We start from the raw sequence: 13,875 nt of genomic DNA, 5'->3' as shown, positions 1-13,875 counted from the left end.
TCTAACTTCCTTTTTATATTAAGTTTTAGTGATGCGCTTGGTGTGACATTTCTGTCGAACCTTGTTTTTTATGGCTATTGATTTTTTTAACGGGAGCATCAATGTTTAATTCATTTCCGTTATCAAAATAGAGTGTAACTTTAACGGATTGGCCTTCGGTTAAATTATTATTTAGTCCTAAAAACATAATATGGTAACCACCTGGTTGTAATGACGTGCTGCTATTCGCCGTTATTTGCACCGCTTCAACTTGGCGCATTTTCATCATGCCATCTTCTTTAATATGATTATGTAATTCAACACGTTTTGCAATATCACTGCTAGCACCAACTAATTTAATATTGGTATTGGTATGATTAGTAATTGTTAAAAAAGAGACACTATTTTTGGCATGTGGGGGTGTTGCTCTTATATATTGATCGCTAACTGTTAAATCACTGGCAAAGCTATTGATGGATAATAAACAGGCGCAAGCGAGCAGTAATAAGCGTTTCATAGTTCGTCCTTGTCTTTGTTGTTTTTATATTGAAAGAAATAATAATAGATGAGGTAGGCGAGTAAAATCCAAATACCAAATTTTAATAGGAAGGAAAGGGCACCCAGTACAATAAAGCTAGCAATCATAATGCCCGCTATAACCATCAAACTTAGTATCGATACACCAAACATAAAAAGCACAAATGCTGACATTAACAGCGCGAGCAGTTCGAACATTTTATTCTCCTATAAATAAAAAATGCAAAGTACAGTGATCTGCACTTTGCATAAAGTAGTTCATCTCAGTTTTGTTACTTATCCTCGTAGTGCTTTATCACCACGTGCAATACCACAAACACCGGATCTAACTACTTCCACAATTTCACTCGCGTCAGAAATTGTTGCTACAAAAGCATCCAATTTTGAACCTACACCAGTTAATTGTATGGTGTAAAGATGCTGAGTAATATCAACAATTTGACCGCGATATATATCACAAGTACGTTTTACTTCTTCACGTGCTTCGCTACCGACAGTACGTACTTTAACCAATAACAATTCACGTTCTACATGTGCACTTTGAGTTAATTCAGTAACACGTAACACATCAACTAATTTGTGTAATTGTTTCATCATCTGCTCAAGCTCCGCATGATTAACAACATCTGTTGTGATAGTCATACGAGATAACGTTTTATCGTTAGTCGGTGATACGGTTAATGATTCAATGTTATAAGCGCGTTGTGAAAAAAGACCAACAACACGAGACAATGCGCCTGATTCGTTCTCTAGTAAAACAGCTATAATTCTACGCATCAGTTTTCTCCGTTTTGCTTAGGTACATATCTTCCATACTGCCAGATTTTATTTGCATCGGATAAACATGTTCTTCTGGATCAATCGCTACATCAATAAAGACAACACGATCTTTTAATTCAAATGCACGTATTAATGCAGGCTCAAGTTCTTCAATTTTATCAACTTTAATACCGATATGGTTATAGGCTTCAGATAATTTAACAAAATCAGGCACACTATCCATATAAGAATGAGATTGACGACCACCGTAGAACATTTTTTGCCATTGTTTTACCATTCCTAGTGAGCGGTTGTTCAATAGTAGAATAACCAGAGGAATGTTGTATTGCATACATGTTGATAGTTCTTGAATATTCATTTGAATAGAACCATCACCTGTTACACATACAACGGGGCGATCTGGGAAGGCTATTTTACAACCCATTGCAGCTGGTAAGCCGAAGCCCATGGTACCCGCACCACCAGAGTTAATCCATTGGCGAGGTTCTTTAAACGGATAATATTGCGCTGCAACCATTTGATGTTGACCAACGTCAGAAGTAACGATGGCATCACCTTTCGTTACTTTGTATAAACATTGGATCACTTGTTGTGGTTTGATATGTGTATCTGATGTTTTGTAAGCAAGGCAATCTTTAGCGCGCCACTTATTAATCTGATCCCACCAAGCATTAATACTTTCACTATCATTAGTCGCTTGAGTTTCTTCGATTAGATCTAACATCTGCTGCAATACCACTTCAACACTACCTACAATCGGTAAGTCTGCGTGAATATTTTTTGAAATAGACGTTGGGTCGATATCAATATGCATGATTTTTGCGTTTGGACAGAATTTATCTACATTATTAGTTACACGGTCATCAAAGCGAGCACCACAAGAAAAAATCAAATCTGCATTATGCATTGAGTTGTTTGCTTCGTAAGTACCGTGCATGCCTAACATGCCGATAAATTGTTTATGCTCACCAGGAAATGCACCTAAACCCATCAAGGTATTGGTTACCGGTAGGTTTAACTTTTCAGCAAGTTCTAATACTTGTTTTGATGCATTAGCAATAATGGCACCACCACCCACATATAACACAGGTTTTCTAGCATTTACTAATGCTGCTACAGCGCGTTTTATTTGCCCTTTATGGCCACTTAAAGTTGGGTTATATGAACGTAAGCTAATGTTTTCAGGATATTCATAAGGGAATTTGTTAAGTGGATTTTGTACATCTTTTGGCAGTTCGATAACTACTGGACCCGGTCGACCCGTTGAAGCAATGTAAAATGCCTTTTTGATAGCCATTGGGATTTCTTCAGCGGTACGGCATGAAAAGCTATGTTTTACAATTGGACGAGAAACACCGATCATGTCGGTTTCTTGGAAAGCATCGTCGCCAATCCAGAAAGTAGGTACTTGACCTGATAACACAACTAATGGAATTGAATCCATGTAAGCTGTTGCAATACCGGTAATACAGTTTGTCGCGCCTGGGCCTGCAGTTACTAACACACAACCGACTTTACCTGTTGAACGTGAATAAGCATCCGCCATGTGTACAGCAGCTTGCTCATGACGAACTAGATAATGTTCAATTTTGTCTGATTGGAAGATGGCGTCGTAAATATCTAAAACTGAACCGCCTGGGTAGCCAAAGATATGTTCTATACCTTCGTCCTGTAGTGAACGCACTACCATTTCGGCGCCTGAAAGCATTTCCATAATTTGTATCCTTATACAATCGGTTAATTGCGTCGTTTTCTACCTGTATCGGATAGAAGCGAACCTTGCTTAAATGAGCCTTTAACTTTACGTTAATGAAAATAAAATGCATCTAATAAAAGTAAAAAATTGTATTTTTTTCTATTTTTTTAGTTTCTTAGGGGTTTTGAAAATACGCTAAATACTAATAACAAGCATTTAGCGTATTTAGAGCGATAACAAGCGTGTTTATACTTATTCATAATATTTAAATAATAAGGTGTCGGCTTATCAAGATTGATATTGATTGAGTGCTTATAGGGTTTAAAAATCAATTCAATTTGCTGCAATTGAAGTGAGTTCGAGGCGATGTGTAGATTCTCGGCAGCAAGATGCTTATTAATTTTAATTGTTCTCTATTTATTTTATCGATAATTGGTTAAAATTCGGCTCTTTTTACGAATATATCAATAGTGAGCCTCAATGTTTGAAGTAAACCCTATTCTTAATCAACTTAAAGACCTGACTGAGCGTGCTGAAATGCTTAGGGGGTACCTTTGACTATGATTCAAAAGTGGAACGACTTGAAGAAGTTAGCCGTGAACTAGAATCTTCTGAAGTATGGAATGATCCAGAGCATGCACAAGCATTAGGAAAAGAACGCAGTAGCCTTGAATTAGTGGTGAAAACCATTGATGCATTAACAGAAGGTACTGAAGATATTGCAATGCTGGTGGAGATGGCCGTAGAAGAAAACGACCAAGACAGCTTTGATGAAGCGATTAAAGAAGCCAATGACCTTGAAAAGCAACTTGAAGTGTTAGAGTTTCGACGTATGTTTTCGGGCAAACAAGATGCATGCTCTTGTTATCTTGATATTCAATCAGGCTCAGGTGGTACAGAAGCTCAAGATTGGGCGAATATGCTATTACGTATGTATTTACGTTGGGGCGAAGCTAATGGATACAAAACCGAATTAATGGAAGCCACACCTGGTGATGTTGCAGGCATTAAAGGTGCTACTATTCGTTTTAGTGGAGAATATGCCTATGGCTGGTTGCGCACTGAAACCGGTGTGCATCGTTTAGTGCGTAAGTCACCTTTTGACTCATCGGGCAAACGCCATACCTCATTTGCATCGGCATTTATTTATCCTGAAATTGATGACAATATCGATATTCAGATTAACCCTGCAGATTTACGTATTGATGTATATCGTGCTTCTGGGGCGGGTGGTCAGCACGTTAATACAACCGAATCTGCGGTTCGTATTACTCATGTACCTACTAATATAGTGGTGCAGTGTCAGAATGACCGTTCACAACATAAAAATAAAGACCAAGCGATGAAACAATTACGTGCCAAATTATATGAGCACGAATTACAATTACAAAATGCAGAGAAGCAGATCAATGAAGATGGTAAGTCTGATATTGGCTGGGGTAGTCAGATTCGTTCATACGTATTAGATGATTCTCGTATTAAAGATTTACGCACTGGTGTTGAAAACCGTAATACTCAAGTTGTATTAGATGGTGATTTAAATAAATTTATCGAAGCAAGTCTGAAATCTGGATTGTAGATATAGTAAATAGCATGAGCCTTATATTACGTATGTTATATAAGGCACATTTAAAAAAATTATGTAAGACACTAAACCGATAGGAACTATCATGTCAGAGCAAAACCAAGCAGAAGCACCACAAGAAGAGTTGAACGATATTTTAACCGCACGCCTAGAAAAATTAGATGCTATGCGTGAAAAGGGACAAGCATTCCCGAATGATTTCCGTCGTAAAAATATCTCAGATGAACTGCATAAGCTTTATGACGAAAAGAGCAAAGAAGAACTAGAAGAATTAGCCGTTGAAGTAAGCGTTGCCGGTCGCATGATGACGCGTCGTATTATGGGTAAAGCAAGCTTTGCAACTATTCAAGATATGGGCGGTCAAGTTCAAGTCTACGTTGCACGTGATAATTTAGCTGAAGGTTTTTACAATACCGAATTCAAAAAATGGGATTTAGGCGATATCGTGGGTGCAACAGGTGTTTTATTTAAAACTAAAACAGATGAGTTAAGCATTAAAGTGTCTGAAATTCGCATTTTGACTAAAGCATTACGCCCGTTACCTGATAAATTCCATGGCCTATCAGATACTGAAGCTTGTTACCGTCAACGTTACCTTGATTTAATTGCTAATGAATCATCACGTAAAACATTTATTTTACGTAATAAAATTGTAACTGCTATACGTACTTACCTAAATGAACGTAACTTCATGGAAGTTGAAACGCCAATGTTACAAGCAATCCCTGGTGGCGCAACGGCTAAACCTTTTGAAACATTTCATAATGCATTAGATTTACCAATGTATTTACGTATCGCACCGGAATTGAACCTTAAACGTCTAGTGGTTGGTGGTTTTGAACGTGTATTCGAAATTAACCGTAGCTTCCGTAATGAAGGTGTTTCAACGCGTCATAACCCAGAATTCACTATGATTGAGTTTTACCAAGCTTACGCTGATTACATTGATCTAATGAACTTAACTGAAGATATGTTGCGTACTATTACTGAAAATGTATTAGGTTCAAGCATTGTTAAATATGGTGAAGAAGAGTTTGATTTTGGTAAACCTTTTGTACGTCTAACCATGAAAGAATCAATTCTTGAATACAATGAAGGTATCGAAGCTTCTGAGTTGGATAGCATGGAAGGCTTACAAGCACTTGCTAAACGTTTAGATATCCACCTAAAAGATAGCTGGGGCGAAGGTAAAGTATTAACTGAAATCTTTGAAGAGACTGCTGAGCATAAACTAATGCAACCAACATTCATTACTGCTTATCCAGCTGAAGTATCTCCATTGGCACGTCGTAATGACGATAACCCAGACGTAACAGATCGTTTTGAGTTCTTCGTTGGTGGTCGTGAGCTAGCAAATGGTTTCTCTGAGTTAAATGATTCACAAGACCAAGCACAACGTTTCATGGATCAAGTAGCACAGAAAGAATCTGGTGATGATGAAGCAATGTTCTACGATGCAGATTACATCACTGCGCTAGAGCATGGTTTACCACCAACAGCAGGTGAAGGTATTGGTATCGACCGTTTAGTGATGTTGTTTACTGATAGCCATACTATTCGTGACGTATTATTATTCCCGCATATGCGTCCGCAAGCTAAGTAATCAGTTTAAGTTAACCTTCTATTGAAGTTAGCTTTCTAAATAAAAGCCTCGTTTTTCACGGGGCTTTTTTATCGATAGAAAATGTGCTGCCTTTTAACCTTTAACCTTTAACCTTTAACCTTTAACCTTTAACCTTTAACCTTTAACCTTTAACCTTTAACCTTGAAACTGGGATAAGTTTTGGTCAATTAAAAGTTTAGCTTACTTTCTAATTGTGTAATAAAGTGATTTAAACCCGCTTCATCCACTTCATTAAAACGCTCTGTTATTGGGCTATCAATATCTAATACTGCGACGGTTTTTCCATTACAATTAATAGGCACAACAATTTCCGACTGACTAGCAGCGTCACAAGCAATATGGCCAGGAAAATCATGCACATCTGCAATGCGTTGTGTTGTATTAGTGCGAAAGGCTTTGCCACACACACCTTTATCCAAATCGATACGATAACAAGCAACATTCCCTTGAAATGGACCCAAGACAAGCTGGTCGCCTTTCAGCAAGTAAAAACCGACCCAATTTATCTTGTTTAAATTCATGTTCAGTAAAGCACTGATATTTGAAAGGTTAGCCGTTAAATCTGTTTCACCTTCAATTAATGCTAAAGCTTGTTTGGTAAGTAATTGATAGTCTTCTATTGTTTTCATTTTGCTCTACTTAGTTGGTGGTTATATTAAGTAGAGAATAAATATTTTTATGGTTAACGCAAGCACAATTCATTTTACAGCCAGCGTGAGAGGTAAAAATATCCATTATCTTAAATTAAAAATCCTATTTTCACCTATTATGCACATTCTTTGCACATTCGATTGCTAATCTAACAAAATAATTCTAACTATAGAGGACTTTCTTAATGAAAAAAGGTGTACATATAATTATCGCTTTCGCAATGGTTGTAGGAGTGACCACTCAAGCTTACGCGCAGGATTCTCAACAAAATGGACCTAAAGGCGAGCGTCCTAGTTTTTCAAGTATTGATACCGATAATAGTAGTGACATTGATTATGATGAATTCTCTGCACAAACATTACCCCATGGTGATCCGCAAACTATTTTTGATGAGATAGATACTGATGCTAATGGTGTGCTGAGTGAGCAAGAATTTAATGATCATAAGCCTCCTCGTCCTCCGCAACGCCAATAATAGGAAGTCTTTATATGATTAGTTCAATCAATGCAGGCTCATCAATCACAATGCCTTCTTCGTCTCGTTCAGAGAAAGCCTTAACAGAAGATCAGCTAACACTTATTTCAGATACGTTATCTGAGTTAGATACTGATAACCTAACCACTGCTGATGCCTTGAGTATTTTAGAGACATTCTCTGACGCGGGTATTGAACCAGGTAAAGCCATGGAATCAACTATGTCTGAACTAGGTTTTGATGCACAAGAAATTGGTGACTTAGCCAATGTAGAAGGCGACCGCCCACCTCCACCACCTCCGCCCCCTTCACAAAGTTCAGATGAAATCAGCTCAATGGCCAGTTATTTAGAAGAGTTATTAGAAGAAACAGTAGCTGCAAGTGAGGCAGAAAGCATTGATGAACTAAGTGAAGAACAACGATTTTCTGTTTATGCACAGGTAATGGAAAAGTTCGGCATTGAAGAAGGTGATTCTTTGATTGATACCACTGCTTAGCTGGCCTTACTTTTCTAGGCGAAAGTTCCTAGGTTAAGATTTTATAGGTGAAGCCTTTCTAAGCTAAGCCTTTCTAAAATAAATGTTTCTAAGTTAAATTGTGCTACGGCAAGTGTTTTCTAGACTAAAGCGTTCCGATTAATGTACGCGTTGTGCGGAACGTTTTTTAGAATAAATTTGAATGTTATTTTCTGACCCTGTAAAAAATTGTGGTGGCGCTGTGTATTTGAACTTGGATTCAAATTATGAATCGCACTTTTTACGTTTGTTATTTAACCTTTAATCCCTAACCTCCCTGGGCTTCCTAGTCGTTATTTTAAAGCATATTTATTAAGTCCTGTATGAAGCAATATAAATTCTTTGATCATATTAGCCTTTATCTTCCCTTCTCGCTAAATAATGAACAATGCATCTTGATTGACAACGAGTATAATCCAATAGATAAAAATAGAGACCCAATAAGCTTCATCCCAATATTACAATTGATAACAATTCTACTGAATAGTTGTTCATCCTCGTTGCTTACAATAGTCCATTTTACTGATCAACATTTGCTTAATATCTGATCGTATTGTATTCGCTATTCACGTTGATAAGAGATTTTTCCTTATGAAAATTCATAACAAACTTTTTCTGGTTTTTTTTAGCTTTAGCTTATTACTTGTGGCTGCTTTAATGTTGTTAATACAATGGAGTATCGGCAAAGGTCTCGCTGAGTATGTTAACAGTAAACAGCTAGCGGCATTACAGCCTTTAGTCGTTGAACTGGAACGAGAGTATGCACAACAGGGCAGTTGGAAAGGGATCCAAGGTGATCACAAAAAATTAGGTGATTTGCTTATTATGAACCTTGCAAATAATGATGGTGAGATAGAAAGTACAGCCTTAATGCGGCGACCACCACTTGAATTTGGTGAGCCGCCTCCGTCTAGAAGTGATTTTCCTAGCCCAAGGCAAAAGCCAGGTTTTGCTTTATTTGACCATGAGGATAATCTGATTGCTGGGCATTATATTAAGCGGGCTGATTACAAAAAATTGATACTCAAAGTTAATGAGCAAGATGTTGGCTGGTTAATGATCCCTCAACGTAATAAAATGATCGATGGTTACGAATTAGATTTCATACAACAGCAAAAAAGTTACCTGTGGATAATCGCCTTAGTGACCATGGGCTTAGTGGTCTTAATTACTTTTCCATTAGCACGCCACATTGCTGAGCCGATTAAGAAAATAATTTTTGGTATGCATCAATTAACGCAAGGTAATTATATTCAACATATCGATGTAAATAGAAAAGATGAACTTGGTGAATTGAGTAGAGACTTTAATGAGTTAGCATTAACACTGCATGAAAATGAAGACGCTCGTAAACGTTGGCTAGCCAATATATCACACGAATTGCGCACGCCTGTGTCTATTCTGAGAGGTGAGTTAGAAGCGATGTTAGATGGCGTTCGTCCGCTGGATAAAAAAAATATAGGTTCAGCGAATGATGAAGTAAAACATTTACAGTCTCTTATTGATGATTTACACCAGTTAACAAGTGCCGATATCGGTGGTATGCATTATCGCAAAAGCAATATTGATTTATCCCAATGGCTAGCTTCAGAGGTGAATAAATTTAGTAGTTATTTATCGGCTGTTGGCACTACGTTGCAAGTCGATATTGAAACACCAGTTGCAATGGTCTTTGCTGATCGCACTCGTTTATGTCAACTGTTTGAAAATTTAATCAATAATTGTATTAAGTATGCCGAAGCAAGCGAAGTAAAAATATCGCTGGTTGTTGAGCAACAAGCATCTCCGGCCTTAGTGAAAGTCATTGTAGAAGATAATGGTGTGGGAGTACCTGAACAACATTTGTTGCATTTATTTGAATACTTATATCGAGTTGAAGATTCCAGGAATCGAAAAACAGGAGGATCAGGTCTTGGTTTGTCTATCTGCGCTCATATTGTTGCTGCACATCAAGGGCATATCAGTGCACAAACATCTGCACTGGGTGGATTAGCTATTATTATCGAATTACCCTTGAGTTAATGATATTAAAGCAACAATACTAATCAAGTTAAATTCATCTTACATTCTGCGGTAGTGTACATTTACACTGACTAAAAATGATTTACTTAATAAGGTTAAAACGTGTCGAGTTCAATATTGATTGTAGAAGATGAAGTTAAGCTAGCTAATTTGTTGGCTGATTACTTCAAATTAACTGAGTATCAGCCGCATCAAATTCATCATGGTGATGAAGTGTTGAGTTGGGTCAAAGCACATCAACCGACAGTGATTTTGTTGGATATAATGTTACCAGGTAAAGATGGTATCACTCTGTGCAGCGAGATCCGTCAGTTTTCTAATGTACCTATTTTAATGGTTACTGCCAAAGTGGACGAAATTGATAGGTTGTTAGGCTTAGAGTTAGGAGCGGATGATTACATCTGTAAGCCATTTAGCCCTAAAGAAGTGGTGGCTAGGGTGAAAGCGGTGTTAAGAAGAAGTCAGCAGTTTACCTTAGACAATGTCGAAGCTGTTTTGAAACTTGATCCACAACGTTTGGTTGTCAGTTTTAATGCTTCCGATATTGCACTTACTTCCGTTGAATTCGAGTTGCTTAGACCACTTGTAAAACAACCTGGTCGTATCTTTACACGGCAACAATTAATGCAAAATATGTACTCAGATGAGCGTATTGTTAACAATCGCACCATTGATAGTCACATTAAAAAGTTAAGAAAAAAACTGGTAGATATTAGCCAAGGACAAGATATGATCCAATCAGTATATGGTGCAGGCTATCGTTTGGTAGTACCTTAGATAATAGTACCTTAGATAATAGCATCTTAGATAACAGTACCTAGATAACAGTACCTAGATAACAGCGCCTTAGTAAGTTGTCTTTTAACTCAATTAGACTTTAAGGCAATAGTACCTTAAGTAAATTTTAGACAAAAAAATACCTGCTCAAGGCAGGTATTTTAAAACATTAAAATAGTGTTACTGATTACTCAGCTTCAACAATCTCAAGGTTTACAATTGAAGTTACGTCAGAATGTACTGTAACAGTGATCTCGTAAGAACCTGTTAAACGTAAAGCACCTTCAGGAAGACGAACTTCGCTTTTAGCTACCGCTACACCAGCAGCAGTGATTGCATCAGCAATATCACGCGTACCGATTGAACCGAATAGTTTACCAGCATCACCAGCTTTAGAAGTGATAACAACCGCTTCTAATGCAGAGATAGCTTCACCACGTGCTTGAGCAGCAGCTAGGTTAGCAGCTTGCTTAGCTTCTAATTCAGCACGACGTGCTTCAAAAGCTTCTAAGTTTGCTTTGTTTGCTGGAACAGCTTTTTGCTGTGGGAAAAGGAAGTTACGTGCGTAACCTGCTTTAACGTTCACTTTATCGCCAAGTTTACCAAGGTTAGCAACTGTATCTTGTAGAATAATTTCCATAATCTATAGCTCCTATTTACTTGTGTAAATCTGTGTAAGGTAAAAGCGACAAGTAACGTGCACGTTTGATAGCGCGCGCTAGTTGGCGTTGGTATTTTGCACATGTGCCAGTAATACGGCTAGGTACAATTTTACCACTTTCAGTGATGTAATTTTTTAATGTAACAACGTCTTTGTAATCAATCTCAACAACTTTTTCAGCTGTGAATCGACAGAATTTACGACGGCGAAAATAACGAGCCATGGTAGTTCCTTAAATTTGTTCTATGTACTGAGCATGCAACACCAACTTACCAAGATTACTCTTGCTTTGATGATAAGTGATAAAACCACTTACTTTAATTTGCATACCTTTCGATAATTTATTTTTCAACTGACTTGCTAATGGTCCACTTGTTGCAATAGGCATATAACAATATGTATTGCGTGGTAATCCAGCTTCTTCTTGCACTGAGCGATGTTCTATCGTCAGGTTACAGTGTTCAATGCCACTTGGGCTTGTTTTATGTATCGGCTTTTCAGTTACGACACCTGTAAGTTGCAAAAAGTTATCAGTCACTCAGTTTCTTATGCTTCTGCTTCTGTTGCAGCAGGCGCAGCTGGTGCAGCATCAAAATCTGGACGTGGAGCACGAGGAGCACGTTCAACACGTTCTTCTTTTGCTTTAGCCACTACAGATGCTTCAGTTACAGCAGATTTAGTACGCATGATCATGTTGCGGATCACAGCGTCGTTGAAACGGAAAGCAGTTTCCAAATCATCGATTACTGTTTGCTCAGCTTCAATATTCATAAGAACATAGTGTGCTTTGTGTAGTTTGTTAATTGGGTAAGCCAGTTGACGACGACCCCAATCTTCTAGACGATGAACAGTACCACCTGCTTCTGTAATAGAAGTAGTGTAACGCTCGATCATACCATTAACTTGTTCACTCTGATCTGGGTGAACCATAAATACGATTTCATAATGACGCATATAAAAATCGCTCCTTACGGGTTAGTAGCTTCATAATTTGGCTCAGCCGTACCAAGTAGAAGCAAGGAACAAAAAGGATGGCTGATTTAAGCCGGCAGATTGTACAGTTTGGCGACAACTTACGCAAGCAACAAAAGTAAGATAAATACAAAGTTAATGAGAACTTTTGCTTATTGTTTGCATCTATACACTAACAATCTAAAATACCTCGGTTCCCTAATCATTTAAATGAGTTAATTTTGCTTAAATCAGCCTTCCTTTATATCTTAATTATTAACCTTATCGTGCTAGGTGTGAATGTTGGGCTATACATGACTCCTCAGGCAATCACTTCTACTACTGAAGTGACAATAGGTGCGAATGCTGGCGCGACAAATATTCAAGCTGATGGTGCACTGGGCAATGCGGGCGACAGAACCATTAATAGCGATGCTGGTGTCGCAGGCGCAAAGCCGAATAGTTCGGCGAATACAACGCTATCGACAAAAAAAGAGGCGACCAAACTAGCACAGCAGTTAGAGCAACAACAAGCGGCAGAGAAGTTAAAACAACAGCTGCAGCAAAAAAAACTAGAGCAAGTATTAGCTGAAAATCAGCGTTTGATTGACAAAATATCGACGCTAGATAATCAAGTTAATATTCAAGAATCATATTTAGTAGAAAGCCAGCAACAAGAAAAGCAACTTAAGGCACTATTAAAAAAAGAGCGTTTACAACATGCCAGTTTATTAAGTTCGCCGATCAATCGTATTAAAACGTCCATCGATCAACAACCTGATCTACTCAAAAATAAAAAGGTAGGTCAGGGGAGCATCGAAGAAAATAATGCTATTGCGGACCAAGACTTCATTGATATTGCGATTGAAAATAACAGTATCAAAACGGATATTGTTGATTCAAATGAAGAGATAATAGAGTTACCGGATCGTTTTACCGGTGCTGTTGAATTCGGTTTTAAATATGAGCAAGATAATCAAATTACACAAAACTTACGCGGACGTTTAATCTTAGATTATGACGAAGTTGATCAATACAATATTAACAGTGATATTGAGTTTAAGTCTGAATCGGAAGATAGTGAAGAAACCGCACAAAAGCTTCGCTGGCAGTTACAGGGAAACTACAATTTAGACCCAATGAACTTAGTTTTTGTACGTAGTGATATTAAACGTAGCAAATTTGCATCTTATGAGCAGGAAGATATCTTTACCGTTGGTTACGGGCATATTTTCTTTAATGAAAATAACCATAAATTTAATACTGAGTTTGGCCCCGGCTATAAATTTGCGCAACCGAATGCTGATGAAGATGCTGTTTCTATCAATGAGTTTATATTACGTACACGATTGAATTATGAACGGATCGTAAGTGAAAGCTTGCAAGTGTCGTTACAAGGAGTGTTTGAAGTAGGGCACTCTAATAGTGTTTATGGTGTGGAGTTTAAAGCTCAGAATAGAATTTACCAGCAGTTATATTTAATCTTCGATGTTGACTATAAATATAATCAAAACGTACCGGAAGATACTGAAAATAAAGAGGTTTCGACGGGGTTTAATCTTCAATATGCATTCTAACTAACAATCAGCGTCAATCAGCGCTAAACAGCGAGCAATGGCTCT

Annotated in this window: 16 protein-coding genes; 7 read left to right on the top strand and 9 right to left on the bottom strand. The window is 37.7% G+C overall.

Going from position 1 to position 13,875, the window contains the following annotated elements:
* Nucleotides 1–25 precede the first annotated feature (25 nt).
* The 4 genes from MT390_RS08965 to MT390_RS08950 all read right to left on the bottom strand — a co-directional run bounded on the left by MT390_RS08965 (nucleotide 26) and on the right by MT390_RS08950 (nucleotide 3,010).
* Complete coding sequence (locus MT390_RS08965) at nucleotides 26–496, bottom strand: copper chaperone PCu(A)C (protein WP_499440713.1); 471 nt, start codon at nucleotides 494–496, stop codon at nucleotides 26–28.
* A complete protein-coding gene (locus tag MT390_RS08960) occupies nucleotides 493–714 on the bottom strand; it encodes a hypothetical protein (RefSeq protein WP_028869191.1) in 222 nt (73 codons plus the stop codon). The genes MT390_RS08965 and MT390_RS08960 overlap by 4 nt, the downstream gene beginning before the upstream one ends.
* Before the next feature lie 78 nt (nucleotides 715–792).
* Entirely contained in the window at nucleotides 793–1,293 is a 501-nt protein-coding gene (gene ilvN, locus MT390_RS08955) for an acetolactate synthase small subunit (protein ID WP_166372513.1), read from the bottom strand.
* Nucleotides 1,286–3,010 (bottom strand): acetolactate synthase 3 large subunit, encoded by a 1,725-nt coding sequence (locus tag MT390_RS08950; protein WP_499440711.1) that lies wholly within the window; start codon nucleotides 3,008–3,010, stop codon nucleotides 1,286–1,288. Before MT390_RS08950 ends, ilvN begins: the two co-directional genes overlap by 8 nt.
* A 462-nt stretch (nucleotides 3,011–3,472) precedes the next feature.
* Between MT390_RS08950 and prfB the strand changes: the two genes are divergently transcribed.
* Nucleotides 3,473–4,571 (top strand): peptide chain release factor 2 gene (gene prfB / locus MT390_RS08945; RefSeq protein ID WP_499440709.1). Its coding sequence is split into 2 segments (ribosomal slippage): nucleotides 3,473–3,547 and nucleotides 3,549–4,571, totalling 1,098 coding nucleotides; the frame shifts between segments, so codons are not numbered across the junction.
* Nucleotides 4,572–4,662: 91 nt separating this feature from the next.
* Entirely contained in the window at nucleotides 4,663–6,180 is a 1,518-nt protein-coding gene (gene lysS / locus MT390_RS08940) for a lysine--tRNA ligase (RefSeq protein ID WP_499440707.1), read from the top strand.
* 188 nt (nucleotides 6,181–6,368) lie between these two features.
* On the opposite strand, the gene MT390_RS08935 is transcribed toward lysS, so the two are convergent.
* The gene (locus MT390_RS08935) at nucleotides 6,369–6,830 is read right to left on the bottom strand and encodes a free L-methionine (R)-S-oxide reductase MsrC (RefSeq protein WP_299668045.1); all 462 of its coding nucleotides are present in this window, start codon (nucleotides 6,828–6,830) and stop codon (nucleotides 6,369–6,371) included.
* Between the two features lie 206 nt (nucleotides 6,831–7,036).
* On the opposite strand from MT390_RS08935, the gene MT390_RS08930 reads away from it, so the two are divergent.
* The 4 genes from MT390_RS08930 (at nucleotide 7,037) to MT390_RS08915 (ending at nucleotide 10,641) form a co-directional block, all read left to right on the top strand.
* Nucleotides 7,037–7,327 carry an EF-hand domain-containing protein gene (locus MT390_RS08930; protein WP_299668043.1) on the top strand — a complete coding sequence of 97 codons (291 nt, stop codon included), beginning with the start codon at nucleotides 7,037–7,039 and terminating at the stop codon, nucleotides 7,325–7,327.
* Between the two features lie 14 nt (nucleotides 7,328–7,341).
* Nucleotides 7,342–7,824: a hypothetical protein gene (locus MT390_RS08925; protein WP_166372519.1), complete on the top strand. Its 483-nt coding sequence runs from the start codon at nucleotides 7,342–7,344 to the stop codon at nucleotides 7,822–7,824.
* A gap of 609 nt (nucleotides 7,825–8,433) precedes the next feature.
* Nucleotides 8,434–9,864: an ATP-binding protein gene (locus tag MT390_RS08920; RefSeq protein WP_499440705.1), complete on the top strand. Its 1,431-nt coding sequence runs from the start codon at nucleotides 8,434–8,436 to the stop codon at nucleotides 9,862–9,864.
* 102 nt (nucleotides 9,865–9,966) lie between these two features.
* On the top strand, nucleotides 9,967–10,641 hold the full coding sequence (locus MT390_RS08915; RefSeq protein WP_499440703.1) for a response regulator: 675 nt from the start codon (nucleotides 9,967–9,969) through the stop codon (nucleotides 10,639–10,641).
* Nucleotides 10,642–10,828: 187 nt separating this feature from the next.
* On the opposite strand, the gene rplI is transcribed toward MT390_RS08915, so the two are convergent.
* Genes rplI through rpsF form a run of 4 tightly spaced genes read right to left on the bottom strand, consistent with a single transcriptional unit; the run spans nucleotide 10,829 to nucleotide 12,256 of the window.
* Entirely contained in the window at nucleotides 10,829–11,281 is a 453-nt protein-coding gene (rplI, locus tag MT390_RS08910; RefSeq protein ID WP_028869181.1) for a 50S ribosomal protein L9, read from the bottom strand.
* A 16-nt stretch (nucleotides 11,282–11,297) separates the two neighbouring features.
* Nucleotides 11,298–11,525: a 30S ribosomal protein S18 gene (gene rpsR, locus MT390_RS08905; RefSeq protein ID WP_028869180.1), complete on the bottom strand. Its 228-nt coding sequence runs from the start codon at nucleotides 11,523–11,525 to the stop codon at nucleotides 11,298–11,300.
* Between the two features lie 9 nt (nucleotides 11,526–11,534).
* The gene (gene priB, locus MT390_RS08900) at nucleotides 11,535–11,840 is read right to left on the bottom strand and encodes a primosomal replication protein N (protein WP_299667973.1); all 306 of its coding nucleotides are present in this window, start codon (nucleotides 11,838–11,840) and stop codon (nucleotides 11,535–11,537) included.
* Nucleotides 11,841–11,848: 8 nt separating this feature from the next.
* Nucleotides 11,849–12,256 (bottom strand): 30S ribosomal protein S6, encoded by a 408-nt coding sequence (rpsF, locus tag MT390_RS08895; RefSeq protein ID WP_166372522.1) that lies wholly within the window; start codon nucleotides 12,254–12,256, stop codon nucleotides 11,849–11,851.
* A gap of 311 nt (nucleotides 12,257–12,567) precedes the next feature.
* Between rpsF and MT390_RS08890 the strand changes: the two genes are divergently transcribed.
* On the top strand, nucleotides 12,568–13,830 hold the full coding sequence (locus MT390_RS08890; RefSeq protein WP_499440701.1) for a DUF481 domain-containing protein: 1,263 nt from the start codon (nucleotides 12,568–12,570) through the stop codon (nucleotides 13,828–13,830).
* The last annotated feature ends 45 nt before the right edge of the window (nucleotides 13,831–13,875 follow it).

The sequence above is a fragment of the Vibrio sp. 2-Bac 85 genome, assembly GCF_037546705.1.
Taxonomy (GTDB): domain Bacteria; phylum Pseudomonadota; class Gammaproteobacteria; order Enterobacterales; family Psychromonadaceae; genus Psychromonas.
This window is presented reverse-complemented; position numbering and strand designations above follow the sequence as displayed.

Bases quoted from the DNA above. Each gene is read 5' to 3' on its own strand.
- MT390_RS08965 (WP_499440713.1), bottom strand. From the start codon at position 496: ATGAAACGCTTATTACTGCTCGCTTGCGCCTGTTTATTATCCATCAAT.
- MT390_RS08960 (WP_028869191.1), bottom strand. From the start codon at position 714: ATGTTCGAACTGCTCGCGCTGTTAATGTCAGCATTTGTGCTTTTTATG.
- ilvN (WP_166372513.1), bottom strand. From the start codon at position 1,293: ATGCGTAGAATTATAGCTGTTTTACTAGAGAACGAATCAGGCGCATTG.
- MT390_RS08950 (WP_499440711.1), bottom strand. From the start codon at position 3,010: ATGGAAATGCTTTCAGGCGCCGAAATGGTAGTGCGTTCACTACAGGAC.
- lysS (WP_499440707.1), top strand. From the start codon at position 4,663: ATGTCAGAGCAAAACCAAGCAGAAGCACCACAAGAAGAGTTGAACGAT.
- MT390_RS08935 (WP_299668045.1), bottom strand. From the start codon at position 6,830: ATGAAAACAATAGAAGACTATCAATTACTTACCAAACAAGCTTTAGCA.
- MT390_RS08930 (WP_299668043.1), top strand. From the start codon at position 7,037: ATGAAAAAAGGTGTACATATAATTATCGCTTTCGCAATGGTTGTAGGA.
- MT390_RS08925 (WP_166372519.1), top strand. From the start codon at position 7,342: ATGATTAGTTCAATCAATGCAGGCTCATCAATCACAATGCCTTCTTCG.
- MT390_RS08920 (WP_499440705.1), top strand. From the start codon at position 8,434: ATGAAAATTCATAACAAACTTTTTCTGGTTTTTTTTAGCTTTAGCTTA.
- rplI (WP_028869181.1), bottom strand. From the start codon at position 11,281: ATGGAAATTATTCTACAAGATACAGTTGCTAACCTTGGTAAACTTGGC.
- rpsR (WP_028869180.1), bottom strand. From the start codon at position 11,525: ATGGCTCGTTATTTTCGCCGTCGTAAATTCTGTCGATTCACAGCTGAA.
- rpsF (WP_166372522.1), bottom strand. From the start codon at position 12,256: ATGCGTCATTATGAAATCGTATTTATGGTTCACCCAGATCAGAGTGAA.
- MT390_RS08890 (WP_499440701.1), top strand. From the start codon at position 12,568: ATGACTCCTCAGGCAATCACTTCTACTACTGAAGTGACAATAGGTGCG.